Here is a 25,579-nt window from a genome sequence, read left to right on the forward strand (position 1 = left end):
CCGGGGGGCCTGCCGGACACCCCTCAGGCCGGCAGCCCCAGCTCCCGCGCGATGAGCATCCGCTGCACCTCGCTCGTTCCCTCGCCGATCTCCAGGATCTTGGAGTCGCGCCACATCCGCGCCACCGGGTACTCGTTCATGAAGCCGTAGCCGCCGTGGATCTGCGTCGCCTCGCGCGCGTTGTCCACCGCCACCGTCGACGAGTACAGCTTGGCGAGCGCCGCCTCCTTCTTGAACGGTTCGCCGTGCACGAGCCTCGACGCCGCGTCCCGCCAGCCGATCCGGGCCATGTGCGCCCGCATCTCCATGTCCGCGAGCTTGAACTGGATGGCCTGGTTGGCGCCGATCGGCCGGCCGAACGCGTGCCGCTCCTTGGCGTACTTCACCGACTCGTCCACACAGCCCTGCGCCAGACCCGTGGACAGCGCGGAGATCGCGATCCGCCCCTCGTCCAGGATCCGCAGGAACTGCGCGTACCCGCGGCCCTCCTCACCCAGCAGGTTCGCCGCCGGGACCCGGACGTCGGTGAAGGACAGCTCGCGCGTGTCCGAGGCGTTCCAGCCGACCTTGGAGTACGGGGCGGCGACCGTGAAGCCGGGGGTGCCGGCCGGCACGATGATCGACGAGATGAGCGGGGCGCCGTTCTCCTTGCGGCCGGTCACCGCCGTGACCGTGACCAGTGCGGTGATGTCCGTACCGGAGTTGGTGATGAAGCACTTGGAGCCGTTGATCACCCACTCGTCCCCGTCGCGCACGGCCGTCGTCCGGGTGCCGCCCGCGTCGGACCCGCAGTCCGGCTCGGTCAGCCCGAATGCGCCGAGCGCCTCGCCCGAGCAGAGCCTGGGCAGCCACTGCTGCTTCTGCTCCTCCGTGCCGAAGTGGTAGACCGGCATCGCGCCGAGTGAGACCCCGGCCTCCAGGGTGATCGCCACGGACGAGTCGACCCGGGCCAGCTCCTCCAGGGCGATCCCGAGGGCGAGATAGTCGCCGCCCATGCCGCCGTACTCCTCCGGGAACGGCAGCCCGAACAGGCCCATCCGTCCCATCTCGCGCACGATCTCGTACGGGAACTCATGGCGCTCGTAGAAGTCGCCGATCTTCGGGGCGACCACGTCGTGCGCGAACTCCTCGACGGTGCGGCGCAGTTCCTCGTGCTCGGCGGTCAGCCGGTGGTCCAGGGACATGGCGGGGGTCACTCCTTGTGGGAGAGGGCTCGGACGGTACGGGACGGGCTCGGTCGGCCCAGTTGTTCGGCGAGCCACACGCTGGTGGCGGTGAGCGCGTCGAGGTCGACCCCGGTTTCGATGCCGAGGCCGTGGAGCATCCACACGAGGTCTTCGGTGGCGAGATTTCCGGTGGCGCTCTTCGCGTACGGGCAGCCGCCGAGGCCGCCCGCGGAGGCGTCCACGGTGGTCACCCCGTGCTGGAGCGCGGCGAGGGTGTTGGCGAGGGCCTGGCCGTACGTGTCGTGGAAGTGCACTCCGATGGTGTTGGTGTGCACGCCCTCCTCGTTCAGCTCGGAGAGCAGGTCCTGCACATGGCCGGGGGTGGCGACGCCGATGGTGTCGCCGAGGGAGAGCTCGTCGCAGCCGAGGTCCATCAGCGCCTTGGCGACCCGGACGACCTGGTGGACGGGGACGGGCCCCTCCCACGGGTCGCCGAAGCACATCGACAGATAGCCGCGGACGTGCACCTTGTCCGCCTTGGCGCGGGCGATGACCGGCTCGAACATGGCGAGTGACTCGTCGACCGTGCGGTTGAGATTGCGGGCGGCGAACGTCTCGGTCGCCGACCCGAAGACGGCGATCCGGCGGGCACCGAGTGCGACGGCCCGGTCGAGCCCGCGCTCGTTCGGGACGAGTACCGGGAGCGCGATCCCGCCGAGGTCGCCGAGGCGGGGGAACAGGTCCTCCGCGTCGGCGAGTTGGGGCACCCACTTGGGGTGGACGAAGCTGGTCGCCTCGATGGTGGTCAGACCGGCCGCGGCGAGGCGGTGGATGAACTCCGCCTTCACCTCGGTGGGTACGACGGCCTTCTCGTTCTGCAGCCCGTCGCGGGCGCCGACCTCATGGATGCGTACCCGGGCGGGCAGATCCGGTGCGGGCACCGTCATGGGCAGGGTGCGGGCGGTGGTCATGCGTCCTCCCCGGGTTCGGCCGCGGGCGCCACCACGGCCAGTACCTGGTCCATGGCGACGGTGGAGCCGGCCGTGACATCGAGCTCGGTGACGGTCCCGGCGTGCGGGGCGGAGATGATGTGCTCCATCTTCATCGCCTCCACGACGAGGAGGCTCTGCCCGGCGACGACCTCGTCCCCGACGGCCACCTTCACCACGGTGACCGTGCCCGGCATGGGTGCGGCGAGCGTGTCGACGCCGGAGCGGGCTGCTCCGGTGAGCGACGCCTCGACGGGATCGTGGTCCTGGACGTGCCAGGTGTCGCCGTCGCGGCCCAGCCAGGTCCCCTCCGGGGAGGCGGCGTGTGTGAACGTGTGGGTGGCACCGGCGAGTTCGAGGACGATGCGGTGCGGCGACAGCTCGATCACTCTGGCCGTTTCCCTGCCACCGGGCAGCGGAGCCAGTGGGCCGCAGGTGCCGGTCGGGGGCTCCGGTGGCTGCGCGCCCTCCCCGACATGGCCGAACGTCAGCTCGGTGCCCGCCGGGCAGGCGCGCAGTGAGACCTGCACGGGGTCATGGCCCGGCAACCGGAAGTCGCGCACGGTCCGGGCCGGGGTGCCGCCCAGCCGCCAGCCGCTCGCCACCGAGAACGGGTCCACCCAGCCGGAGGCGTCCACGGGGGAGGCGCTCACCGGGGAGGACTGCCGCAGCAACGCCGCTGCCGCGTACACCTCCTCCGGAACCCCGTCCGTCACCAGCCCGTCCACCTCGCGCTCCACCAGTCCGGTGTCCAGCTCGCCCGCCACCACCTGCGGGTGGGCGAGCAGCCTGCGCAGGAACCCGGCGTTCGTCGGGACGCCCAGGATCACCAGCTCCGACAGGGCCGCGCGCAGCCGCCGCAGCGCCGTCTCCCGGTCCGGACCGTGGACGATGACCTTCGACAGCATCGGGTCGTACAGACTGCCGACCTCGACCCCCTCGCTGAGCCCCGAGTCGGTCCGTACGCCGTGGCCGTTCGGCTCGCGGAGGGAGAGCACCGTACCGCCGGAGGGCAGAAAGCCGCGGGCCGGGTCCTCGGCGCAGATCCGAGCCTCGATCGCATGCCCGGTGAGCGTGATGTCCGCCTGGCCGTAGGGGAGTTGCTCGCCGGAGGCGATCCGCAGCTGCCACTCCACCAGGTCCAGCCCCGTAATCAGCTCGGTCACCGGGTGCTCGACCTGGAGGCGGGTGTTCATCTCCATGAAGTAGTACGAGGCCGGGTCGTTGCCCGGGACGATGAACTCCACCGTGCCCGCACCCACATACCCGCAGGAGCGGGCCGCCTGGACGGCCGCCTCGCCCATCGCCGTCCGGGTCTCCTCGTCGAGCAGGACGGACGGTGCCTCCTCGATGATCTTCTGGTGGCGGCGCTGCAGCGAACACTCGCGCTCGCCGAGGTGCACCACATTCCCGTGCTCGTCGGCCAGGACCTGGATCTCGATATGACGCGGCCGGTCGATCCACCGCTCCACGAGCAGGGTGTCGTCCCCGAACGAGCCACGGGCCTCGCGGCGGGCGGCCGCGATCTCGTCGGCGAGCAGCGCCTCGTCACGCACCAGCCGCATGCCCTTGCCGCCGCCGCCCGCAGACGGCTTCAGCAGCACCGGCATCCCGATCCCGCGCGCCGCGTCCGCCAGCTGAGCGTCGCTGAGCCCGCTCCCGGACGACCCGGGCACGACCGGAACCCCGGCCGCGGCCACCGTCTCCTTGGCCCGGATCTTGTCTCCCATCAGCGAGATCGCCGACGCGGGCGGCCCGATGAAGACAAGCCCCGCGTTCGCGCAGGCCTGCGCGAACCCGGCGTTCTCGGCGAGGAACCCGTACCCGGGGTGCACGGCCTGCGCGCCGGTGCGGCGGGCCGCCTCCAGCAGCGCGGGCACGTTCAGATAGCTCGCGGAGGCGGGTGCGGGACCGATCCGTACCGCCGTATCGGCCTCCCGTACATGCCGGGCGTCGGCGTCCGCGTCGCTGAAGACGGCAACGGACCGCACACCCATGTCGCGCAGGGTCCGGATGACCCGGACCGCGATCTCGCCGCGGTTGGCGACAAGAACGGTGTCGAACATCGTCATCTGTTCCCTCACATCCGGAAGACGCCGAAGCCGGGCTCACCCAGCGGGGCGTTGGCACACGCGGTCAGAGCGAGCCCCAGCACCTGCCGGGTCTCCAGGGGATCGATCACACCGTCGTCCCAGAGCCGGGCGGTGGCGTAGTACGCGTTGCCCTGCGTCTCGTACTGCTCGCGGATCGGCGCCTTGAAGGCTTCCTCGTCCTCGGCGCTCCAGTCGTCGCCCAACTGGTCGCGCTTGACCGTCGCGAGGACGGACGCGGCCTGCTCACCGCCCATGACGGAGATCTTGGCGTTGGGCCACATCCACAGGAAGCGCGGTGAATAGGCCCGCCCGCACATGGAGTAGTTCCCGGCCCCGTACGACCCGCCGACCACGACGGTCAGCTTCGGCACGCGGGTGCAGGCGACGGCCGTGACCATCTTGGCGCCGTGCTTGGCGATGCCACCGGCCTCGTAGTCGCGCCCCACCATGAACCCGGAGATGTTCTGCAGGAAGACGAGCGGGATGCCGCGCTGGTCGCACAGCTCGATGAAGTGCGCACCCTTCTGGGCGGACTCGGAGAACAGGATGCCGTTGTTGGCGACGATGCCGACCGGATGTCCGTGGATCCGGGCGAAGCCGGTGATCAGCGTCGTCCCGTACTCCGCCTTGAACTCGGCGAACCGTGACCCGTCGACGACCCGGGCGATCACTTCCCGTACGTCGTACGGCGTCCGTGAGTCGACCGGCACGACCCCGTACAGCCCGGCGGGATCGACCTTCGGTTCCTCCGTGGGCTCCACGGACCAGGGCAGAGCCCCACGTGCGGGCAGCGTCGAGACGATGTTCCGGACGATCCGCAGCGCGTGCGCGTCGTCCTCGGCGAGATGGTCGGTGACGCCCGACGTACGGGAGTGGACCTCGCCGCCGCCCAGCTCCTCCGCCGTGACCACCTCACCGGTCGCGGCCTTCACCAGCGGCGGCCCGCCGAGGAAGATCGTCCCCTGGTTCCGTACGATCACGGCCTCGTCGCTCATCGCGGGGACGTACGCCCCACCGGCCGTACAGGACCCCAGCACGGCCGCGATCTGTGGAATCCCGGCCCCTGACATCCGCGCCTGGTTGTAGAAGATCCGCCCGAAGTGCTCCCGGTCGGGGAACACCTCGTCCTGCATCGGCAGAAACGCCCCGCCCGAGTCCACCAGGTAGAGACAGGGCAGCCGGTTCTCCAGCGCCACTTCCTGGGCCCGCAGGTGCTTCTTCACCGTCATGGGGTAATACGTGCCGCCCTTGACGGTGGCGTCATTGGCGACGATCACGCACTCCCGGCCGCTGACCCGCCCGATCCCGGCGATCACTCCGGCCGCCGGGGCCGCGCCGCCGTACAGCCCCTCGGCCGCCAGCGGCGCCAGCTCCAGGAAGGGCGACCCGGGGTCCAGCAACGCGTCCACCCGGTCCCGGGGCAGCAGCTTGCCGCGCGCCACATGCCGGGCGCGGGCCTTCTCACCCCCGCCCAGCCTGGCCACGGCAAGCCGCGCCCGCAGCTCGTCGCCGAGCGCGCGATGCGCCTCCTCATTGGCCAGCCAGCCCTGAGACGCGGGATCCGCCGCACTCGCCAGTACCGGTGCCTGCTGCATCCGTCGAGCCCCCTTGCCCGGTCGGCCGGTCCGGCCGACTCGGTTAATGAGCGTTAACACGTTTCCTTCAGGTTAACGCTCGCTAACCCGACTGTCTAGAATCGAATCCATGACCACCAGGACGGACGCCCCGACTCGCCGTGAGCAGATCCTCAAGGAGGCTGCCCGCCTCTTCGCCGAGCGCGGCTTCCACGGCGTGGGCGTCGACGAAATAGGCGCCGCCGTGGGGATCAGCGGCCCCGGCCTCTACCGCCACTTCCCCGGCAAGGACGCGATGCTCGCCGAACTCCTGGTCGGCATCAGCGAGCGCCTCCTGGCCGGCGGACAGCTGCGGGTCGCCGAGGACGCGACCTCCGGCGACGGTTCCCCGGAGGCGCTGCTGGACGCGCTCATCGAGGGTCACATCGACTTCGCCCTCGACGACCGCCCTCTGATCACCCTGCACGACCGCGAGCTGGACCGCCTCCGGGACACCGACCGCAAGCGGGTGCGCCGGCTCCAGCGGCAGTACGTGGAACTGTGGGTCGAAGTGGTCCGCGCCCGCTACCCCCTCCTGCCCGAGACCGAGGCCCGCGCCACCGTCCACGCGGTCTTCGGCCTGCTCAACTCGACCCCCCACCTGGGCCGCCCCGGCGCCCTCCCAGGTCGCACGGCGACGGCGGCACTGCTGCACCGGCTGGCGCGGGGGGCGTTCGAGGCGGCGGGCGAGCAGGCGTAAGGCACGCCGACTCCTGCGGACCTGCCGCTAATCTCTGCTGCATGGGTGAGCTCTTGCCGTTCCTTGTGGTCACCGGCGCGCTCGCCACGATCAGGGGCTTTTTCACCTGGCTGGCATCCCTTGTCCGCCGTCGCGGTCTTGCCGGCGGAGCTGTCCGCGCCGCCATGGCCTCTTACGACGAGGCTTTCCGTGTGACCGCCCACGACTCGCACTACGAGATTCAGGCGCAGGCAGAACGCAAGGTGCCGGTGGCGTTTCCCGGCGATCCGTGGCGGCCGGTCCGTGGCGAGGCCGGACCGCAGGGTGAGGGCGGACGAGGCCCTCTGCAGCGGCATCCTCGCCGACGTCGGCGAGGTCTTCGCGGACGGGTGACCAGGTCCAGGCGTGATCGCTGACAGTTCCGCCCCGGCTGTCCTCTCCCTACGGTCCCGCTGAACCGCAATGACACGGAGAAGCACGGACACGTGGGCCCTCCCGAGGTTCGGGCGGGCCCACGTGTCGTTGGACGGCGACGTCCGGGCCGACGTATCACTAGCATCGCCGCATGCCTGAATTGCAGCTCCTCCGCCTCGACCACGCCCCGGCTCTTCTTGCGTTCGAGCAGGAGAACCGGGCCTACTTCGCCGCGTCGATTCCCGATCGTGGTGACGACTACTTCGCCCACTTCGACGTGCGGCACCACGATCTGCTCGCAGAACAGGCTGCGGGGCAGCACTTCTTCCACCTGCTGGTGGATGGCAGCGGTGCGGTGCACGGGCGGGTCAACCTGGCCGATGTGGCGGACGGTTCGGCCGAGCTCGGATATCGGATCGCCGAGAAGAGCGCCGGGCAGGGACTGGCCACGGCCGCCGTCCGTGAGGTCTGCGGCCTTGCCGCCGCGGAGTACGGTCTGACCACGCTGCGGGCCGTCACGACCCTCGACAACGCCGGGTCGCGAGCCGTGCTGGCCCGTACAGGATTCGTACCCGCCGGTGAGATCCGGCTCGACGGCCGCCCGGGCCTTCGCTTCGTACGGGATCTGCGGGAAGCCGGGGAGCCGGTCAGCACCGACCGGGTGTCCCGGCCGGGTGCGCGGCGCCCGTAGCGGCCCTGCGGCGCGGCGGCCCGGGAGCCACGGGCGTGCCCCGCCGTCCGCCGTGCGAGACACCCGGCACGCTGCGCACACCTGACGGCACAATGGGTTCATGCCGATACCCAGCCGTGCCGCTCTCGTCGAACACCTTGTCCGTACGCGTATCGCCGGAGATGTCGCCACACCCCGTGACAACAACCTCTCCCACTACCGCAGGCTCGCCAACGGCGATCGCCACTACTGGCTGGGTCTGGACCTCGGTAACCGGTGGGCCGATGAGCAGGATGTGCTCGCCGTGATGGCCGAGCGCTGTGGGGTCAGTGATGATCCGGAGCACCGGTACGGGCAGGACACCATCGATCCCGAGCTGACGGTCGACGCGCTGGAGCGGATGGCGGCCCGGCTGCGCAAGGCGGCTGCCGGCTCGGAGCGGGTGCTGTTCGCGACCGGGCATCCGGGTGGGCTGCTGGATGTGCACCGGCAGACCGCGGACGCGTTGCGGGCCGCCGGATGCGAGATCGTGCGGATTCCGTCCGGGCTGATGGCGGACGAGGGCATGGTCTTCCAGTTCGCCGATGTGGCCGTGATGGAGCGCGGGGCGACGCTGTGGCACACGCACTCCCCGGTGCCGATGGCGGCCGTCCTGGACGGTCTGGAGCGCGAGGGGCGGCCGATGCCGGATCTGGTCGTCGCCGATCACGGGTGGGCGGGTTGCGCCGGACAGCGGGGGCTCGACTCGGTCGGGTACGCGGACTGCAATGACCCGGCGCTCTTCCTCGGGGAGGCGGAGGGCACTCTTCAGGTCGTCGTGCCGCTGGACGACCATGTCCTGGACCCGCGGTTCTACGACGCGATGACGGACTATCTGCTGGATGCGGCCGGGCTGATCTGAGCGCCCGTCGTCCTCAGGCGCCGGGCGGGTCCGAGCCGGCGGCCCCGCGCCGCACGACCAGCCCCAGCCCCGGCGTCGGGTCCAGATACACCCGGCGGATCGCCGGATACCGCTCCTGCAGCTGCTCCTCCGCCTCCTCGCACGCCCACTCGATCTGCGCCGCGGTCGACGCGTCCCGGAAGTCGATCTTCGCGGCGACGAGGATTTCCGTCGGTCCCTGGATCAGGGTGGTGAGCTCCAGGACCTCGATGATGTGCGGTACGGAGAGAAGCTCCTCGCGGATCCCGGCCCGCATCACCTTCGGCACCGGGCGGCCGATCAGCAGTTGGGCGTTGGACCGGCCCAGCACCCAGGCCACGTACACCAGCAGTGCGCCGATCAGGACCGACGCGATGCCGTCCCAGACGCCGGAGCCGGAGAGCTGACCGCCGAGCAGGCCGCCCGCGGCGAGGAGTAGGCCGGCCAGGGCCGCCGAGTCCTCCATCACGACCGCCTTGACCGCGGTGTCGGGGGTGTGGCGCAAGTAGTGGGTGGTGGGTGCGCCCAGACGGGCGGCCTCGCCGCGGACCTGGCGCAGGCCCGTACGCAGGGAGAAGCCCTCCAGGAGGAAGGCGACGGCCAGCACGATGTACGAGACCAGCGGGTCGCCGAGTTCCTCGCCCTGGACGAGGGTGTGGATGCCGTCGTAGAAGGCGAACACCGCACCGCCGACGAACGTGGCGACCGAGGCGAGCAGCGCCCAGATGTAGCGCTCCGGGCCGTAGCCCAGCGGGTGTTCCTCGTCGGCGGGCTTCTCGCTGCGCTTGAGCGCGGTGAGCAGCAGGACCTCGGTGACCGTGTCGGCGACCGAGTGCGCCGCCTCGGAGAGCATCGCGCTCGATCCACTGATCAGCCCCGCGACCGCCTTCGCCACGGCGATACCGAGATTGGCGACCGCCGCGACGACGACCGTGAACGTGGACTCCCCACCAGGCGCGCTGCTGCTGGTGCTGTTCTCGGCGCTCATGGTGGGGAGTATCCATGAAGGGGCGGACCGTGGCCTGTTCAGTCCCGCGGGACCCGGACCACGCCCTCCTGGATGACGGTGATCGCCAGTCGGCCGTCCTGCGTGTAGATACGGGCCTGACCGAGTCCGCGCCCGCCGGACGCGGACGGTGACTCCTGGTCGTACAGCAGCCATTCGTCGGCCCGGAACGGCCGGTGGAACCACATCGCATGGTCCAGGCTCGCGCCGACCACGTCGCCGACCGCCCAGCCGCCGCGCCCGTGCGCGAGGAGCACCGAGTCGAGCAGCGTCATGTCGGAGACGTACGTGGCCATGCAGACGTGCAGCAGCGGGTCGTCCGCGAGCTTGCCGTTGGTGCGGAACCACACCTGGGAGCGGGGCTCCTGCGGTGTGCCGACGTTGGCGAACGGCGGGGCGCCGACATAGCGCAGGTCGACCGCGGCCCGCGCCTCCAGCAGCCGGTCCATGACACCCGGGTCGGTGAACGCGTCGGCGTACCGCGGGAGCATCTGTTCCGCAGTGGGCAGCGTCTCCGGGGCGGGAGCAGGCGGCATGTCCGCCTGGTGCTCCAGGCCCTCCTCGTACGTCTGGAAGGACGCCGAGAGATGGAAGATCGGCTGCCCGTGCTGGACGGCCACCACCCGGCGGGTGGTGAAGGAGCGGCCGTCGCGGATCCGGTCGACGCTGTAGACGATCGGCGCGCCCGGGTCGCCCATCCGCAGGAAGTAGGAGTGCAAGGAGTGGGCCGTGCGGTCCGCGGGGACGGTGCGGCCCGCGGCAACGAGTGCCTGGGCCGCGACCTGGCCGCCGAAGACCCGGGGCACGACCGCCGAACGGCTCGTGCCCCGGAAGATGTCCCGCTCGATCTGTTCCAGGTCGAGCAGATCGAGCAGGGATTCAAGTGCTGAGCTCATGGAGAAGAACGTAACCGCTCTACAGCCCCATGGACTTGGCGATGATCGACTTCATGACCTCGCTGGTGCCGCCGTAGATGCGGTTGACGCGGTTGTCCGCGTACAGGCGGGCGATCGGGTACTCGTTCATGTAGCCGTAGCCGCCGTGCAGCTGGAGGCAGCGGTCGATGACGCGGTGCGCAACCTCGGTGCAGAACAGCTTGGCGGAGGCGGCCTCGGCGGGCGTGAGCTCTCCCGCGTCCAGGGCCTCCAGGGCGCGGTCGGCGACGGCCTCGGCGGCGTCGACCTCGGCCTGGCAGGCGGCCAGCTCGAACTTGGTGTTCTGGAACGAGGCGACCGGCTTGCCGAAGACCGTGCGCTCCTGCACGTACTGCTGGGCGAACCGGACGGCGGCCTTGGCCTGCGCGTACGCACCGAAGGCGATGCCCCAGCGCTCGGACGGCAGGTTCTGACCGAGGTAGTGGAAGCCCCTGTTCTCCTCGCCGAGGAGGTCCTCGACGGGCACCTTCACGTCGACGAACGCCAGCTCGGCGGTGTCGGAGGTGCGCAGTCCGAGCTTGTCGAGCTTGCGGCCGATGGAGTAGCCCTCGGACTTGGTGTCCACGGCGAAGAGGGAGATGCCGAAGCGGCGGTCGTCCTCGCGCGGGGCGGAGGTGCGGGCGCACACGATCACGCGGTCGGCGTGCACGCCACCGGTGATGAAGGTCTTGGCGCCGTTGAGGACGTAGTGCGTGCCGTCCTCCGAGAGCTTGGCGGTGGTCTTCATGCCCGCGACGTCGGAGCCGGTGCCCGGCTCGGTCATCGCCAGCGCCCACATCTCCTCGCCGGTGACGAACTTCGTCAGGTAGCGCTTCTTCTGCTCGTCGGAGGCGAGCAACTTGATGTACGGCAGGGCGAGCAGCACGTGCACGCCGGAGCCGCCGAAGGAGACGCCCGCGCGTGCGGTCTCCTCGTAGAGCACGGCTTCGAACTTGTGCGTGTCCAGCCCCGCGCCGCCGAACTCCTCGGGGACGTTGATGCCGAATATGCCCAGCTCGCCGAGCTTGTCGTAGAAGTCGCGCGGCGCCTGGCCCGCGGCGAACCACTCGTCGTAGACGGGCGCGACCTCAGCCTCGATGAAGGCGCGGATGGTCTCCCGGAACGCCTCGTGGTCCTCGTTGAATACCGTACGGCGCACGGGGGTGCCTCCTCTGTCAGCTTCGGTCAGCGGTGAGTGAGCTTCGGCCAGGGCTGGCTAAGCGCTTGCTCAGCTCTGGTCAAAAGTTACCCGGCAGTCACCGGGGCTGTCCAGAGTTGGCCCGCGGTGGTCGCCCACATCACAGCCGGCGCTTACCGCCCGCCCGGCCGGCCCGGAGCTCACCGCCGGACCGGCCGGCCCATACCTCGCCGCCGGACCGGTCGGCGCGGTCTCACTGCTGCCGAAGCGCGAACCAGAGCTCCGTCCGTACGTCCATGTCGTCCAGGTCCGCGTCCAGCAGCGTCGCGCAGCGGGCGATGCGCTGGCGAACCGTGTTGCGGTGGACCTGGAGGGCCGTGGCCGTGCGGTCCCAGCTGCCGTGGAGGCTCAGCCAGCAGCGGAGCGTCTCCGCGAGCGTGGGGGTGAGCGGAGCGAGCAGCGCGCGGGCGTGCGCCTCCGCCTCGGCGCGCGGGACGAGGGCGGCAAGGCCCCGGCCGGTGTCGGTGTGGTGGTGGGCCAGCGGGGTACGGGTGGCCACGGCGCGGCCCAGCGCGCGGGCCGCCTGACCGTCGGCGAGGTCCAGTGCGGTGATGGGGGCCGGGGCGGAGGTGCCGAGCGTCCAGCCGGGCTGCGGGGTGATCCGGTCGCCGCCCGGGACCAAAACCCTGACGGCGTCGCCGCCCCGGCCCGCGTCGACCAGGGCCGACCCGAGGGCGGCGCCCAGCGCCCCGGCGGTGAGCGGATCGACCGGGCCGCCGCCGCTGCGGCGTGCGTGCACCACCGTCCAGAGTTCGGCGCCGCCGAGCAGCGGGGCGACGGCCACCGGGTCCGTGCCGAGCAGCAGCCGCACGAGCGCCGCCGACCGGCCCGCGGCGTCGGCGCCCTGGTGCGGGGCGGCCAGCAGGGAGAGGAGGACGACCGCGATCCCGGTGACCGTGTGGTCGCCCGCCTCGCGCCGCCCCGTCGCCAGCGCCAGGACGAGCCCCTGCCCGCCGCCGAGCGCGTACGCGAAGAGATGTGTGTCGCCGAGGGTGTCGGTCGCGGACGTCGGGGCCGGGGAGGCGGGTGCGGAGGTCGGGGAGACCACGCGGGCCAGCCGGGTCAGGGCGGCCCGGACCTCGGGGGCCGGCCGGCGGCCCGCCGCGTGCAGCTCCTCGCCGGCCGCGGAGAGCAGCATCGCCCGGCCCGCCAGCTGTGCGGCCAGTTGGTGCAGCACGGCGGGCACCGGGTCCGGCCGGGCCGCGGCCGTCGCCAGTGCCTGCTGGGCGCGTGTCACCCGGCGCAGCTCCCGGTGCCGGGCCTCCGCCATCAGCCGCCACACCGCCCGCGCGATCGCCGTGAACGGCGTCGCGGGCGGCACTTCCACCAGCGGCAGCCCGTGCCGGTCGCACGCCTCGATCAGCGCCTGCGGCACCGCGTCGTGCACCGGGGTGACCCCGAAGCCGAGGGCCGCCGCCCCGGCCTCCACCAGCCGGGCGACATACGTGTCCGGCTCCTTGAGCAGCACACCGGCGCTCAGCAGCAGCTCGCCGCCGAGCAGATACGGGTACGGGTCGGCCATCTCCGAGGTGTGCACCCACAGCAGGTCGACGTGGGCCGGGCCCGCGATCAGGCGCAGCCCGAGGTCCTCGCGGGCGAGCAGCTCGGCGAGCGGGATCGGCGGGGTGGGGGGAGCCGACCCGGAGGGGGCGGCGGACCCGGCAGGAGCGGCGGGGACGGTGGATCCGGTGAGGGCGGAGGGCCCGGTGGGAGTGTCCGACATGGACGGTCCATCCATTGGCTACGGCGAGATTGGATAAAACGTACACTTCAGCGCCGCCTGCGGGCCACCTACCGTCTTCACGAACCACACATCCCGCAATGACCCGCAACGTGACTGAGACGGAGGAAGCCCATGGCTGTCGACTACGCGGTGATCGTCGTCTATTTGGCCGGCATGCTCGCCATGGGTTGGTGGGGCATGCGCCGCGCCAAGTCCAAGAGCGAATTCCTGGTGGCGGGCCGCCGCCTCGGCCCCTGGATGTACTCCGGGACCATGGCCGCGATCGTCCTCGGCGGCGCCTCCACCATCGGTGGCGTCGGCCTCGGCTACCAGTACGGGCTCTCCGGCGCCTGGATGGTCTTCACCATCGGCCTCGGACTGCTCGCACTGTCCATCTTCTTCTCGGCGCGCATCGCCCGGCTGAAGGTCTACACCGTCTCCGAGATGCTCGACCTGCGCTACGGAGGCCGGGCCGGCCTCATCTCCGGCGTCGTCATGTGGGCGTACACGCTGATGCTCGCGGTCACCTCGACCATCGCGTACGCCACCATCTTCGACGTCCTCTTCGACATGAACCGGACCGTCGCGATCATCCTCGGCGGCGCCATCGTCGTCGCGTACTCGACGCTCGGCGGCATGTGGTCGATCACGCTCACGGACATGGTGCAGTTCGTCGTCAAGACGATCGGTGTGCTGCTCCTGCTCCTGCCGATCGCGGTCATCAAGGCCGGCGGCTTCAGCGAGATGAAGGCGAAGCTGCCCACCGAGTACTTCGACCCGCTGGGCATCGGCGGCGAGACGATCTTCACCTACGTGCTGATCTACACCTTCGGCATGCTGATCGGCCAGGACATCTGGCAGCGCGTGTTCACCGCGCGCACCGACCGCACCGCGCGCTGGGGCGGCACCGTCGCCGGTACGTACTGCCTGGTCTACGCGCTCGCCGGAGCCGTCATCGGCACCGCGGCCAAGGTGATGTACCCGAAGCTGCCCAGCGCGGACTCCGCCTTCGCGACCATCGTCAAGGACGAACTGCCGGTGGGTGTGCGAGGGCTGGTGCTGGCCGCCGCACTCGCCGCAGTGATGTCGACGTCGTCCGGTGCGCTGATCGCCTGCGCCACCGTCGCCAACAACGACATCTGGTCGAAGCTGCGGGGCGCGGTGTCGCGCGGCCGGGGCGACGAGCACGACGAGGTGAAGGGCAACCGGGTCTTCATCCTCATCATGGGTGTGGCCGTCATCGTCATCGCCATCGCGCTCAATAATGTGGTGGAAGCGCTGACTGTCGCGTACAACCTGCTCGTCGGCGGTCTGCTGGTGCCGATCCTCGGCGGTCTGCTGTGGCGCCGGGGCACGGCGGCCGGTGCGCTGGCCGCGGTCTCGGTGGGCGGCGTCGCCGTGATCGGCCTGATGGCGACCTATGGAATCCTCGCCAACGAGCCGGTCTACTACGGGCTGCTGGCCTCGCTCGCGGTGTACGTGATCGTCTCCCTGGCGACGAAGCCGACCGATGCGGCGGTGCTGGTCGCCTGGCGCGAGCGGCTGGCGGGGAAGGGTGCCGACTCGGACGAGACGGCCCCGGAATCCGTGACCGTCTGACCAGTTGTCCTCAACATCTCCCATCGCCTCAAGGGCATGGGAGGTGCCCCCTCGACGGGCTCGATCCTGGCCCTGTCGTCCTCAATCGCCGGGCAGGCAATCCGAGCCCGTCCGGCGATTGGGGACACAACCCGTTGTACCCGCACCACCCCGCGTCATCAGAAGAAAGGCACTCCCCATGAGCAGCAACGAAACGCCGCGCGGCCCCATCGACTCCTCCCGCGTCCCGCGGTACGCCGGGCCAGCGACGTTCGCGCGGCTGCCCCGCCTCGACGAGGTCGGCACCGCCGATGTCGCCGTCGTCGGCGTGCCCTTCGACACGGGTGTCTCGTACCGCCCCGGTGCCCGCTTCGGCGGCAACGCCATCCGTGAGGCGTCGCGCCTGCTGCGCCCGTACAACCCGGCGCAGGACGCCTCGCCGTTCGCCCTCGCGCAGGTCGCCGACGCCGGTGACATCGCCGCCAACCCGTTCAACATCAACGAGGCCGTCGAGACGATCGAGGCCGCGGCCGACGATCTGCTCGGTACCGGCGCCCGCATGATGACGCTCGGCGGCGACCACACCATCGCGCTGCCCCTTCTGCGCTCCGTCGCGAAGAAGCACGGCCCCGTCGCCCTGCTCCACTTCGACGCCCACCTCGACACGTGGGACACCTACTTCGGCGCCGAGTACACCCACGGCACGCCGTTCCGCCGGGCCGTCGAGGAGGGCATCCTCGACACGTCCGCGCTCTCCCACGTCGGCACGCGCGGCCCGCTGTACGGCAAGCAGGACCTCGACGACGACGCCAAGATGGGCTTCGGCATCGTCACCTCCGCCGACGTCATGCGCCGGGGTGTCGACGAGATCGCCGACCAGCTGCGTCAGCGCATCGGCGACCGCCCGCTGTACATCTCCATCGACATCGACGTCCTGGACCCGGCGCACGCGCCCGGCACCGGCACCCCCGAGGCCGGCGGTCTCACCTCCCGCGAGCTCCTCGAGATCGTCCGCGGCCTGTCCTCCTGCAACCTGGTCTCCGCCGACCTGGTCGAGGTCGCCCCCGCGTACGACCACGCGGAGATCACCTCCGTCGCCGCCTCCCACACGGCGTACGAACTCACGACGATCATGGCCCGTCAGATCGCGGCGGCGAAGGGGGCCGAGGGCAAGTGACCCACGACCACCACGACGAGCGACCGCAGCTCACCCCCGAGCAGATCGCGGCCGCGCTGAACCCGTCGGCCGGACGCAACGGCGGCGACCTCGTCGTCGAGACCCTCCAGGGCCTCGGCGCGACCACCGTCTTCGGCCTGCCCGGCCAGCACGCGCTCGGCATGTTCGACGCGCTGCGCCGCTCGTCCCTCTCGTACGTCGGCCTGCGCGTCGAGAACAACGCGGGCTTCGCCGCCGACGCGTACGGCCGCATCACCGGGGAAGTCGCCCCTCTGCTGCTCTCCACCGGCCCGGGGGCCCTCACCTCCCTCGCCGCGCTCCAGGAGGCGGCGGCCGCCTCGGCGCCCGTGCTGGCCATCTCCAGCCAGATCCCGACCGCGGGCCTGGGCGGCGGGCGCCACGGCTACCTGCATGAGCTCCGGGACCAGAAGGCGTCGTTCCGCGACGTCGTGAAGTCCGTCCACACGGTCCGTACGGCGTCGCAGATCCCGTCCGCGATCGCCGCCGCCTGGGAGTCCGCGCTGACGGCTCCGCACGGCCCGGTCTGGATCGAGATCCCGCAGGACGTGCTCCTCGCCGAGACCACCCTGCCGGCGGTCAGCGCGATGGACGCCACGCCGAGGCCGCTCCACGCCCGCCCCGAACTGACCGCCGTGGCGGCCCACCTGCTGGCGAACGCCGAACGGCCGGCGATCATCGCGGGCGGCGGAGTCGTACGCTCCGACGCGTCCGGCAAGCTGCTCGCTCTCGCGGAGAAGATCGACGCCCCGGTCGTCACCACGTTCGGCGGCAAGGGCGCCTTTCCCTGGGAGCACCCGCTCTCGCTCCAGTCCTGGCTGGAGGACCGTCACACGACGGACTTCCTCGAAGCGGCGGACGTCCTGCTGGTCATCGGCTCCGGACTGGGCGAACTCTCCTCGAACTACCACACGTTCAGCCCGCGTGGCCGGGTCATCCAGATCGAGGCGGACGCCGGGAAGCTGGAGTCCAACCACCCCGCGCTCGGCATCCACGCCGACGCCCGCGAGGCCCTTGCCGACCTCCTCGAAGCGGTCGACCGCCGCGAGGACCCGTCGGCCGCGGACCGCGTCCGTACGGTGCTCGAAGCGGTACGCGAACGGATCGCCGGCCAGGACCTCACCCTGGAACAGCAGCTGATCGCCTCGGTGCGCGAAGCGCTGCCCGACACGTCCCCGAGCTTCTGGGACATGACGATCCTCGCCTACTGGGCCTGGTCCGCCTTCGACGCCCGTCACCCCAACACCATGCACTCGGCGCAGGGCGCAGGCGGTCTCGGCTACGGCTTCCCGGCCGCGCTCGGCGCGGCGGCGGCCGACCGTACGAAGCCGGTCCTGGCGGTCTCCGGCGACGGCGGCGCGATGTACTCGATCGCGGAACTGGCCACGGCCCGTCAGTACGACCTGCCGGTCACCTGGTTGATCATCGACGACGGCGGCTACGGCATCCTGCGCGAGTACATGACGGGCGCGTTCGGCGAGGCCACGGGGACGGAACTGTCCCGCCCGGACTTCGTCGCCCTCGCCGAGTCGTTCGGCGTACCGGCGGTCCGTACGACCCCGGAGACGCTCGCCGACGACCTGGCGAAGTCCTTCGCGGAGCCCGGTCCTTCGGTGGTCGTGCTCCCGGCACTGCTCAGGATGTTCGAGCCGACGCATCTGTAGGCTGCGGCCCCACTGAGGTCCCGGGACACGGACCCGGAACCGCCCCTCGTCCGCGAGGTCTTCACCGACCTCGCGGACGAGTCGGCGGCTCGCCCCGAAGCCGGTGTCCCCGCGTCACAACCCCGCCGTCCGGGCCGGGCGCGTACAACTTTTCGGCCGCTCAGGAGTCTTCTGTGTGCCAGGTGTGCAGGGGCGCACCACGCAGATCACTCAGGGGGAGACGTCTCATGACGGACCGGCCTCGTATCCACCGCCGCGCACACACCGCGCTCGCCGTCACGCTCGCCGCAGGCGTGCTCGCACCCGTGGCCCTCGCCGCCACGCCCGCCGCGGCCGCGACTCCGACGGTGAGCTGTACCTCCGGCAAGGCGGGGCTCGCCGCCAAGCTGTCGAAGGACATCACCGCCGCGCTCAAGGGGCGCTCGTCGACCACGGCGATCGCGCTCTACGACCGGACCACCAAGACGTCGTGCACGATGCGGTCCACGAGCAGGTACGACTCCGCGAGCGTCGTGAAGGCGACCGTCCTCGCGACGCTGCTCTGGGACAACAAGAAGCACAACCGCTATCTCACGCAGCGCGAGGTCAACCTCGCCACCGCCATGATCACCAAGTCCGACAACAACGCGACCACCAGCCTGTGGAAGCAGCTCGGCGTGACCAAGGTGCAGGCGTTCCTGAAGGCCGCGGGGATGACGCACACCGTGCCCGGCTCCGGTGGCTACTGGGGGCTGACCCAGATAACCGCGCAGGACGAGCTGCGACTGCTGTCCCTGCTGACCGCGAAGAACTCCGTGCTCAGTGACAACTCGCGCGCGTACGAGCTCGGCCTGATGCGCAAGGTCATCTCCTCGCAGCGCTGGGGGACGCCCGCCGGTGCCCCGTCCGGGGTGACCGTCCAGGTCAAGAACGGCTGGCTGCCGCGCGCCACGCACGGCTGGCGGGTGCACAGCATCGGCGCGTTCACCGGGAAGGGGCACGACTACGGGATCACCGTGCTCACCCATGACAACAAGACGATGAACGACGGCATCAACACCATCCAGGCGGTCGCCCGGGCCATCCACAAGGACCTGAACCCGGCCGCCACCGCGCAGACGACGGTCGCCCCGCCGGCGAGGCCGCAGGAAGCGGTTCCGGCGGTGCCCGAGGCTTCTGCGGTGCCGACGGTGACGGCCACACCGCAGCCGTAGTCCCTCGCGGGTCCGGGCCTAGGCCGAACGGACCATCTTTGTGACGGCGGGATGAAATCCGCAGCTGACCGCGTTGGTGCCTTCCGGTAGATCAGGTCGAACGGGAGGCACCGGTGACGGACGCAGGCACGGACGCGGAGCGGCAGGGCTGGGCCCGGCGGCTGGGCGGCTACGCATGGCGCTACCGGCGCAATGTGCTGCTGGCACTCGGCTCGTCGCTCGCCGGGATGGCTGTGCTGGCGCTAGTCCCGCTGATCACCAAGGTGATCATCGACGATGTCGTCGGCAACCACACCCGCTCCCTCGGAGTCTGGACCGGCCTCCTGATCGCCGCGGCCGTGCTGGTGTACATATCGACGTACATCCGCCGCTACTACGGCGGCCGGCTCGCCCTCGACGTACAGCACGATCTGCGTACCGAGATGTACGGGACGCTCACCCGGCTCGACGGGAAGCGGCAGGACGAGCTGTCCACCGGGCAGGTCGTCGGGCGCGCCACCAGTGACCTTCAGCTGATCCAGGGGCTTCTGTTCATGCTCCCGATGACCATCGGGAACGTGCTGCTCTTCCTCATCTCCCTGGTGATCATGGCGTGGCTCTCCCCGTTGCTGACCCTGGTCGCGATCGCCGTCGCCCCCGCCCTCTGGTTCATCGCCCGCCGCTCCCGCTCCCGGCTCTTCCCCGCCACCTGGTACGCCCAGGGCCAGGCCGCCGCAGTCGCCGGAGTCGTCGACGGGGCCGTCTCCGGGGTCCGGGTCGTCAAGGGGTTCGGGCAGGAGGAGCAGGAGACCGGCAAGCTGCGCGAGGTCGGGCGGAAGCTGTTCGCCGGACGGCTGCGCACCATCCGGATGAACGCCCGGTACACCCCCGCTCTCCAGGCCGTCCCCGCGCTCGGCCAGGTCGCGATGCTGGCGCTCGGCGGCTGGCTCGCCACCCGCGGCGAGATCACCCTCGGTACGTTCGTGGCGTTCTCCACCTATCTCGCCCAGCTCGTCGGGCCGGTCCGGATGCTCGCCATGGTGCTCACCGTCGGGCAGCAGGCCCGCGCCGGTGTGGAGCGCGTACTCGAACTGATCGACACCGAGCCCACCATGCAGGACGGCACGGTGGAGCTCCCGGTGGACGCCCCCGCGAGCGTCGAGTTCGACGACGTGCGGTTCGGGTACGACCCCGAGCGGCCGGTCCTCGACGGGTTCTCGCTGACCATCGAGCCCGGTGAGACCGTCGCCGTCGTCGGTGCCTCCGGCAGCGGGAAGTCCACCGTCTCCCTGCTGCTGCCCCGCTTCTACGACGTGTCGCACGGCGCCGTCCTGGTCGGCGGACACGACGTCCGCGAGCTCACCCAGGACTCGCTGCGGGCCGCCATCGGCCTCGTACCGGAAGACAGCTTCCTCTTCTCCGACACGGTCCGCGCCAACATCGCGTACGGACATCCGGACGCCACCCAGGACCAGATCGAGCAGGCCGCCCGCGCCGCCCAGGCGGACCGTTTCATCGCCGATCTGCCCCTCGGCTACGACACCAAGGTCGGCGAGCACGGCCTGACCCTCTCCGGAGGCCAGCGCCAGCGCGTCGCGCTCGCCCGCGCGATCCTCACCGACCCCCGGCTGCTTCTCCTCGACGACGCCACCTCGGCCGTCGACGCCCGCGTCGAGCACGAGATCCACGAGGCCCTGGCGCAGGTGATGGCGGGTCGCACGACCCTGCTGATCGCCCACCGCCGCTCCACCCTCGGCCTCGCCGACCGGATCGCCGTCCTGGAGAAGGGCCGGCTCGCCGACATCGGTACGCACGAGGAGCTGGAGCGCCGCTCCCCGCTCTACCGGCGTCTGCTCACCGACCCGGACGAGCTGGGCGGCACCTCCCCGGGCCACCAGCCGGTCCTGGCCGACACAGCCGTCGAGGACGACCGGACGCTCCAGGAGGAGCTGGAAGCCGACTTCGACGCCGAGCGCGGCATCAGCCCCGGGCTGTGGGTCCGCAAGGAGGAGCCGCGCGACACCGGCGCCGCCGGCATGCCCGCCACCCCCGAGCTGCTCGCCCAGGTCGAGGCGCTGCCCCCGGCCACCGACATCCCGGACATCGACGAGGCGCGCGCCGTGCGCCCCGAGGAGTCGTACGGGCTGCGCCGGCTGCTGCACGGCTTCGGCCTTCCCCTGCTGGTGAGCCTGACGCTCGTCGCCGTCGACGCGGGCATGAGCCTGCTCCTGCCGGTGCTGATCCGGCACGGCATCGACCAGGGCGTCACGCAGATGGCGCTCGGCGCGGTCTGGGCGGCCTCCGCGATCGCCCTGCTCGTCGTGCTGGCACAGTGGGCCGCGCAGATCGGCGAGACCCGGATGACGGGCCGCACCGGCGAACGGGTGCTCTACTCACTGCGGCTGAAGATCTTCGCGCAGCTCCAGCGGCTCGGCCTCGACTACTACGAGCGCGAGCTGACCGGCCGCATCATGACCCGGATGACGACGGACATCGACGCGCTGTCCACGTTCCTGCAGACCGGTCTGGTCACGGCCTTCGTCTCCGTCGTCACGTTCTTCGGCATCATGGTCGCGCTGCTCGTCCTCGACGTGGAGCTTGCACTCGTCGTCTTCGCGACGCTTCCGGTGCTGGTCATCGGTACGTTCTTCTTCCGCCGCAAGAGCGTCAAGGCGTACGAACTGGCCCGTGAGCGGATCGGTGTCGTCAACGCCGACCTCCAGGAGTCCGTCTCCGGGCTCCGGATCGTGCAGGCGTTCCGCCGCGAGCGGGACGGCGCCGAACGGTTCGCCGACCGCAGCGACCACTACCGCGAGGCCCGGGTGCGCGGCCAGTGGCTGATCTCGGTCTACTTCCCGTTCGTGCAGCTGCTGTCGTCGGTGGCCGCGGCCGCCGTACTGATCGTGGGTGCGGGCCGGGTCGACAACGGCACACTGACCACCGGTGCGCTCGTCGCGTATCTGCTCTACATCGACCTGTTCTTCGCGCCCGTGCAGCAGCTCTCCCAGGTCTTCGACGGCTACCAGCAGGCCACCGTCTCGCTCGGCCGCATCCAGGAACTCCTCCGGGAGCCGACCTCCACCGCCGACTCCGTGGAGCCGCTGGACGTGCTGTCGTTGCGCGGCGAGATCGCGTTCGAGAACGTGACCTTCGCGTACGGCGCCGACGACGAGGAGGAAGAGGCCCTCACCGGCATCGACCTGCGGATCCCGGCCGGCCAGACCGTCGCGTTCGTAGGCGAGACCGGCGCCGGGAAGTCCACCCTCGTCAAGCTCGTCGCCCGGTTCTACGACCCGACGGGCGGCCGGGTCACGGCGGACGGCACCGATCTGCGCCGCCTCGACCTCACCGCGTACCGGCACCGGCTCGGCGTCGTACCGCAGGAGGCCTACCTCTTCGCGGGTACGGTCCGCGACGCCATCGCCTACGGGCGGCCGGACGCCGCCGACGCACAGGTGGAGGCCGCGGCCCGGGCGGTCGGCGCTCACGACATGATCGCCACGCTGGACGGCGGCTATCTGCACGAGGTCGCCGAGCGGGGCCGTAACCTCTCGGCCGGCCAGCGCCAGCTGATCGCACTCGCCCGCGCCGAACTGGTCGACCCGGACATCCTGCTGCTCGACGAGGCGACCGCCTCCCTGGACCTCGCCAGCGAGGCCCAGGTCAACCAGGCGACCGACCGGCTCACCGGCCGCCGCACCACCCTTGTCGTCGCCCACCGGCTGACCACGGCCGCCCGCGCCGACCGGGTCGTGGTGATGGACCACGGCCGGGTCGTCGAGGACGGCACGCATGACGAACTCCTCGCCGGGGAAGGGCACTACGCCGTGCTGTGGCGCACCTTCATCGGGGAGGACGAGCCCGCGGGGGTCTGAACCGTCGGGCGGGTCTCAGCGGATGCCGGAGATCTTGCCGGTCCGCAGGTCCGACTGAACTGTCAGATAGGTGTACGTGGGGTGCTTGCCGCCGCTCCAGGTGAGCCGCACCTTCGACCAGGTGTGACCGGCGCCGCTGTCGCCCGGGGTGACCTTGAAGGCGAGCGGGCTGTTCTGGGCGCGCAGGACACCGTCCGCATGGTTGCGCGCCTCCCAGGTGCGCAGCTGCGAGCGGAGCGCGGGCGTGAGGTAGAACGCCCGGAGCGCGGTCGTGAGCGTGCCGCCGCCCTCGGTGCCGGCGGCGTCGATGTAGGCGCCGTAGAAGTGGGCGACCTGCTGGTAGGCCGGGGCCGAGGCGGTGCTGCGTACTGTCGCCGGGGCCGCGGGGGCCTGCGGTGCTGCTGCGGCGGCCGGGACCACGGCGGCGGCGAGCAGAGCGGTGATGAGAAGGGTGCGGCCTGCGGTGTGGCGGCCGGGTGTGTTGCGGAGTTGGATCACGCCGGTTCCTTCCTTTCGTTCAGCTCTGCCCTGTTGGATACATGTTGTGGCGATTCGGTTGCGCCGAATGCGTAGCTCGCCGGGTGCAACCTCCGGATGGCCTCTCGCGTCGTACGCATGTACGCGCATGCGGCACGTTTGAGCGAGAGCGTTCGATGGGGCGGATGGGGTGGCTGGGGTGATGGGTCTGCTGGGGATCAGAGGAACCGGAAGGGCAACAAGGGGGAGCGGCAGCGGCGGGGGGCGGCAGGCGCTGGTGCAGCTGCTTGTCCTGGCGCTGGTGAGCGCGGCCGGGCTGGTGCTCGGCGGTACCGGAGCGAGCAGCGCCGACGCCGTGTCGGCGTGCGGCGGACGGCCCGCGAAGACGGTGAAGTTCGCGACCGGCGAGCTGCGCGTCTACAGGAGTCGCGCCTACGCCTGCGCGGTCACCGTCGCCAAGAAGCCGGGCAAGCGCCGCCAGATGTCCGTCCAGTTGCAGGCACGCGGTGCCCGGCCCGTCGGCGACAGCGGCAGATACACCACGCAGGCAGGCCCGGTGACGGTGCCCGCGCTGCACCGATGCATACGGGCCACGGGCTCGGTCTCCGGGACATCGCGCTCCACGGGCTGGATCCTCTGCTGACTCCGCCTGCCTGACGCCGGGACAACAGGGTCTGGCGGGACGGGTGTTGCCCCCGCTAGGTTCACGACGAATGTTGTGAATCAAGGGGAGGGTGTATGCGCAAGGCACTCAGAGGTTTCCTGTCGCTGGCGGTGCTCATAGGCACCGTGACTGCGACGGGTGCCTCGGTCGGTGCGGCTACCGCCGCTGAACCGGCCGCTCTGGAGTCCGTCCGGGCCGCTGCGGGCAGTGACAGCGGTACAAGCACGGACATCAAGGACCGCATCCTGGCCATCCCGGGGATGAGTCTGATCGAGGAGAAGCCGTACGACGGCTACCGCTACTTCGTCCTCAACTACACCCAGCCGATCGACCACCGGCACCCGTCCAAGGGCACGTTCCAGCAGCGGATCACCCTGCTGCACAAGGACACGTCCCGCCCGACGGTCTTCTACACCAGCGGCTACAACGTCTCCACGAACCCCAGCCGCTCCGAGCCGACCCGGATCGTCGACGGCAATCAGGTCTCGCTGGAGTATCGCTTCTTCACCCCGTCCCGTCCGGCACCCGCCGACTGGTCGAAGCTCGACATCTGGCAGGCCGCCAGCGACCAGCACCGTGTCTTCACCGCGCTGAAGCAGATCTACTCCAAGAACTGGCTGGCCACCGGTGGCTCGAAGGGCGGCATGACCGCCACGTACTTCGAGCGCTTCTACCCCAAGGACATGGACGGCGTCGTCGCGTACGTCGCGCCGAACGACGTGGTCAACAAGGAGGACTCGGCGTACGACCGGTTCTTCGAGAACGTCGGCACGAAGGAGTGCCGCGACCGGCTGGAGGGCGTGCAGCGCGAGGCGCTGATCCGTCGCGAGCCGCTGGAGAAGAAGTACAAGGAGTACGCCGACACGAACGGCTACACCTTCGACACCGTCGGCTCGCTCGACAAGGCGTACGAAGCCGTCGTCATGGACTACGTCTGGGCGTTCTGGCAGTACAGCCTGCTCGCCGACTGCGATTCCATCCCGGCCGACGCCAAGACCGCCCCCGACCAGGCGATCTGGGACTCGGTCAACACCATCTCCGGCTTCTCCGCCTACGTGGACCAGGGCCTGAACACGTACACGCCGTACTACTACCAGGCGGGCACCCAGCTCGGCTCGCCGGACATCGAGCAGCCGTGGCTCGGCAACCTCAGCCGGTACGGGTACCAGCCGCCGCGCAACTTCGTGCCGCGCTCCATCCCGATGACGTTCCAGCCGTCGGTGATGCGTGACGTGGACAGCTGGGTGAAGCACGAAGCCCACCACATGCTGTACGTGTACGGGGAGAACGACCCGTGGGGCGCGGAGCGCTTCCGCCTCGGTGCGGGCGCCCGTGACAGCTACGTCTACACGGTGGCGGGCGGCAACCACGGCTCCAAGGTGGCCGGTCTCGCCGACGATGAGAAGGCGAACGCCACCGCGGCCATTCTGCGCTGGGCGGGCGTCGCCCCGGCCGCCGTGCAGTCGGACCCGGCGAAGGCGAAGCCGCTCGCTCCGTACGACGCGCGCCTCGACAAGAAGGACGTGACGAGCGAGCGCAGGCAGGGCCCCGCGCTGCGGCCGTAACAGGC

The 25,579-nt window shown here is 70.8% G+C and carries 19 protein-coding genes; 10 read left to right on the forward strand and 9 right to left on the reverse strand.

Annotation, left to right across the window (positions count from 1 at the left end; all coding sequences use genetic code 11):
- Window positions 1-23: 23 nt before the first annotated feature.
- The 4 genes from ACWCP8_RS17740 to ACWCP8_RS17755 are packed head-to-tail and all read right to left on the reverse strand — an operon-like array spanning window position 24 to window position 5,843.
- On the reverse strand, window positions 24-1,184 hold the full coding sequence (locus ACWCP8_RS17740; RefSeq protein ID WP_352262400.1) for an acyl-CoA dehydrogenase family protein: 1,161 nt from the start codon (window positions 1,182-1,184) through the stop codon (window positions 24-26).
- Between the two features lie 8 nt (window positions 1,185-1,192).
- Entirely contained in the window at window positions 1,193-2,137 is a 945-nt protein-coding gene (locus ACWCP8_RS17745) for a hydroxymethylglutaryl-CoA lyase (protein WP_352262398.1), read from the reverse strand.
- Entirely contained in the window at window positions 2,134-4,227 is a 2,094-nt protein-coding gene (locus ACWCP8_RS17750) for an acetyl/propionyl/methylcrotonyl-CoA carboxylase subunit alpha (RefSeq protein WP_352262396.1), read from the reverse strand. Before ACWCP8_RS17750 ends, ACWCP8_RS17745 begins: the two co-directional genes overlap by 4 nt.
- An 8-nt stretch (window positions 4,228-4,235) precedes the next feature.
- Window positions 4,236-5,843 carry a carboxyl transferase domain-containing protein gene (locus ACWCP8_RS17755; protein ID WP_326814407.1) on the reverse strand — a complete coding sequence of 536 codons (1,608 nt, stop codon included), beginning with the start codon at window positions 5,841-5,843 and terminating at the stop codon, window positions 4,236-4,238.
- Between the two features lie 109 nt (window positions 5,844-5,952).
- On the opposite strand from ACWCP8_RS17755, the gene ACWCP8_RS17760 reads away from it, so the two are divergent.
- From ACWCP8_RS17760 to ACWCP8_RS17770, 3 genes are all read left to right on the forward strand, one after another.
- Complete coding sequence (locus ACWCP8_RS17760; protein WP_352262393.1) at window positions 5,953-6,561, forward strand: SACE_7040 family transcriptional regulator; 609 nt, start codon at window positions 5,953-5,955, stop codon at window positions 6,559-6,561.
- A 544-nt stretch (window positions 6,562-7,105) separates the two neighbouring features.
- Window positions 7,106-7,645 (forward strand): GNAT family N-acetyltransferase, encoded by a 540-nt coding sequence (locus ACWCP8_RS17765; protein ID WP_451116791.1) that lies wholly within the window; start codon window positions 7,106-7,108, stop codon window positions 7,643-7,645.
- A 100-nt stretch (window positions 7,646-7,745) separates the two neighbouring features.
- A complete protein-coding gene (locus ACWCP8_RS17770; protein WP_451116793.1) occupies window positions 7,746-8,525 on the forward strand; it encodes a phosphatase in 780 nt (259 codons plus the stop codon).
- Window positions 8,526-8,538: 13 nt separating this feature from the next.
- On the opposite strand, the gene ACWCP8_RS17775 is transcribed toward ACWCP8_RS17770, so the two are convergent.
- From ACWCP8_RS17775 to ACWCP8_RS17790, 4 genes are all read right to left on the reverse strand, one after another.
- Window positions 8,539-9,531: a cation diffusion facilitator family transporter gene (locus ACWCP8_RS17775; protein ID WP_451116795.1), complete on the reverse strand. Its 993-nt coding sequence runs from the start codon at window positions 9,529-9,531 to the stop codon at window positions 8,539-8,541.
- A 38-nt stretch (window positions 9,532-9,569) separates the two neighbouring features.
- Window positions 9,570-10,445: an acyl-CoA thioesterase gene (locus ACWCP8_RS17780; RefSeq protein ID WP_355994254.1), complete on the reverse strand. Its 876-nt coding sequence runs from the start codon at window positions 10,443-10,445 to the stop codon at window positions 9,570-9,572.
- Window positions 10,446-10,464: 19 nt separating this feature from the next.
- On the reverse strand, window positions 10,465-11,622 hold the full coding sequence (locus ACWCP8_RS17785; protein ID WP_451116797.1) for an acyl-CoA dehydrogenase family protein: 1,158 nt from the start codon (window positions 11,620-11,622) through the stop codon (window positions 10,465-10,467).
- A gap of 232 nt (window positions 11,623-11,854) precedes the next feature.
- Window positions 11,855-13,384 (reverse strand): PucR family transcriptional regulator ligand-binding domain-containing protein, encoded by a 1,530-nt coding sequence (locus tag ACWCP8_RS17790; RefSeq protein WP_451116799.1) that lies wholly within the window; start codon window positions 13,382-13,384, stop codon window positions 11,855-11,857.
- A 132-nt stretch (window positions 13,385-13,516) separates the two neighbouring features.
- Between ACWCP8_RS17790 and ACWCP8_RS17795 the strand changes: the two genes are divergently transcribed.
- The 5 genes from ACWCP8_RS17795 to ACWCP8_RS17815 all read left to right on the forward strand — a co-directional run bounded on the left by ACWCP8_RS17795 (window position 13,517) and on the right by ACWCP8_RS17815 (window position 22,868).
- The gene (locus ACWCP8_RS17795; RefSeq protein ID WP_326603845.1) at window positions 13,517-14,983 is read left to right on the forward strand and encodes a sodium:solute symporter; all 1,467 of its coding nucleotides are present in this window, start codon (window positions 13,517-13,519) and stop codon (window positions 14,981-14,983) included.
- 178 nt (window positions 14,984-15,161) lie between these two features.
- Window positions 15,162-16,139, forward strand: a complete 978-nt coding sequence (gene speB, locus ACWCP8_RS17800; protein WP_352262379.1) for an agmatinase — start codon at window positions 15,162-15,164, stop codon at window positions 16,137-16,139.
- Window positions 16,136-17,821, forward strand: coding sequence for a thiamine pyrophosphate-binding protein (locus ACWCP8_RS17805; protein WP_451116802.1), 1,686 nt, complete (start codon window positions 16,136-16,138; stop codon window positions 17,819-17,821). The genes speB and ACWCP8_RS17805 overlap by 4 nt, the downstream gene beginning before the upstream one ends.
- A gap of 227 nt (window positions 17,822-18,048) precedes the next feature.
- The gene (locus ACWCP8_RS17810) at window positions 18,049-19,014 is read left to right on the forward strand and encodes a serine hydrolase (RefSeq protein WP_352262375.1); all 966 of its coding nucleotides are present in this window, start codon (window positions 18,049-18,051) and stop codon (window positions 19,012-19,014) included.
- 113 nt (window positions 19,015-19,127) lie between these two features.
- Entirely contained in the window at window positions 19,128-22,868 is a 3,741-nt protein-coding gene (locus ACWCP8_RS17815; protein WP_451116804.1) for an ABC transporter ATP-binding protein, read from the forward strand.
- A 15-nt stretch (window positions 22,869-22,883) separates the two neighbouring features.
- Here ACWCP8_RS17815 and ACWCP8_RS17820 read toward each other — a convergent pair whose 3' ends face one another.
- On the reverse strand, window positions 22,884-23,366 hold the full coding sequence (locus ACWCP8_RS17820; RefSeq protein ID WP_451116806.1) for a hypothetical protein: 483 nt from the start codon (window positions 23,364-23,366) through the stop codon (window positions 22,884-22,886).
- A gap of 181 nt (window positions 23,367-23,547) precedes the next feature.
- On the opposite strand from ACWCP8_RS17820, the gene ACWCP8_RS17825 reads away from it, so the two are divergent.
- Both ACWCP8_RS17825 and ACWCP8_RS17830 read left to right on the forward strand, forming a co-directional pair.
- Entirely contained in the window at window positions 23,548-23,988 is a 441-nt protein-coding gene (locus ACWCP8_RS17825; protein ID WP_352262370.1) for a hypothetical protein, read from the forward strand.
- Window positions 23,989-24,083: 95 nt separating this feature from the next.
- Complete coding sequence (locus tag ACWCP8_RS17830; protein WP_352262368.1) at window positions 24,084-25,574, forward strand: S28 family serine protease; 1,491 nt, start codon at window positions 24,084-24,086, stop codon at window positions 25,572-25,574.
- Window positions 25,575-25,579 lie beyond the last annotated feature (5 nt).

It is taken from the genome of Streptomyces sp. NPDC002206 (assembly GCF_053593595.1).

What these genes read in the sequence shown, in the direction of transcription:
- ACWCP8_RS17750 (WP_352262396.1), bottom strand. Translation starts at nt 4,227, where the DNA reads ATGACGATGTTCGACACCGTTCTTGTCGCCAACCGCGGCGAGATCGCG.
- ACWCP8_RS17770 (WP_451116793.1), top strand. Translation starts at nt 7,746, where the DNA reads ATGCCGATACCCAGCCGTGCCGCTCTCGTCGAACACCTTGTCCGTACG.
- ACWCP8_RS17755 (WP_326814407.1), bottom strand. Translation starts at nt 5,843, where the DNA reads ATGCAGCAGGCACCGGTACTGGCGAGTGCGGCGGATCCCGCGTCTCAG.
- ACWCP8_RS17780 (WP_355994254.1), bottom strand. Translation starts at nt 10,445, where the DNA reads ATGAGCTCAGCACTTGAATCCCTGCTCGATCTGCTCGACCTGGAACAG.
- ACWCP8_RS17830 (WP_352262368.1), top strand. Translation starts at nt 24,084, where the DNA reads ATGCGCAAGGCACTCAGAGGTTTCCTGTCGCTGGCGGTGCTCATAGGC.
- ACWCP8_RS17745 (WP_352262398.1), bottom strand. Translation starts at nt 2,137, where the DNA reads ATGACCACCGCCCGCACCCTGCCCATGACGGTGCCCGCACCGGATCTG.
- ACWCP8_RS17795 (WP_326603845.1), top strand. Translation starts at nt 13,517, where the DNA reads ATGGCTGTCGACTACGCGGTGATCGTCGTCTATTTGGCCGGCATGCTC.
- speB (WP_352262379.1), top strand. Translation starts at nt 15,162, where the DNA reads ATGAGCAGCAACGAAACGCCGCGCGGCCCCATCGACTCCTCCCGCGTC.
- ACWCP8_RS17825 (WP_352262370.1), top strand. Translation starts at nt 23,548, where the DNA reads ATGGGTCTGCTGGGGATCAGAGGAACCGGAAGGGCAACAAGGGGGAGC.
- ACWCP8_RS17810 (WP_352262375.1), top strand. Translation starts at nt 18,049, where the DNA reads ATGACGGACCGGCCTCGTATCCACCGCCGCGCACACACCGCGCTCGCC.
- ACWCP8_RS17790 (WP_451116799.1), bottom strand. Translation starts at nt 13,384, where the DNA reads ATGTCGGACACTCCCACCGGGCCCTCCGCCCTCACCGGATCCACCGTC.
- ACWCP8_RS17760 (WP_352262393.1), top strand. Translation starts at nt 5,953, where the DNA reads ATGACCACCAGGACGGACGCCCCGACTCGCCGTGAGCAGATCCTCAAG.
- ACWCP8_RS17740 (WP_352262400.1), bottom strand. Translation starts at nt 1,184, where the DNA reads ATGTCCCTGGACCACCGGCTGACCGCCGAGCACGAGGAACTGCGCCGC.
- ACWCP8_RS17765 (WP_451116791.1), top strand. Translation starts at nt 7,106, where the DNA reads ATGCCTGAATTGCAGCTCCTCCGCCTCGACCACGCCCCGGCTCTTCTT.
- ACWCP8_RS17775 (WP_451116795.1), bottom strand. Translation starts at nt 9,531, where the DNA reads ATGAGCGCCGAGAACAGCACCAGCAGCAGCGCGCCTGGTGGGGAGTCC.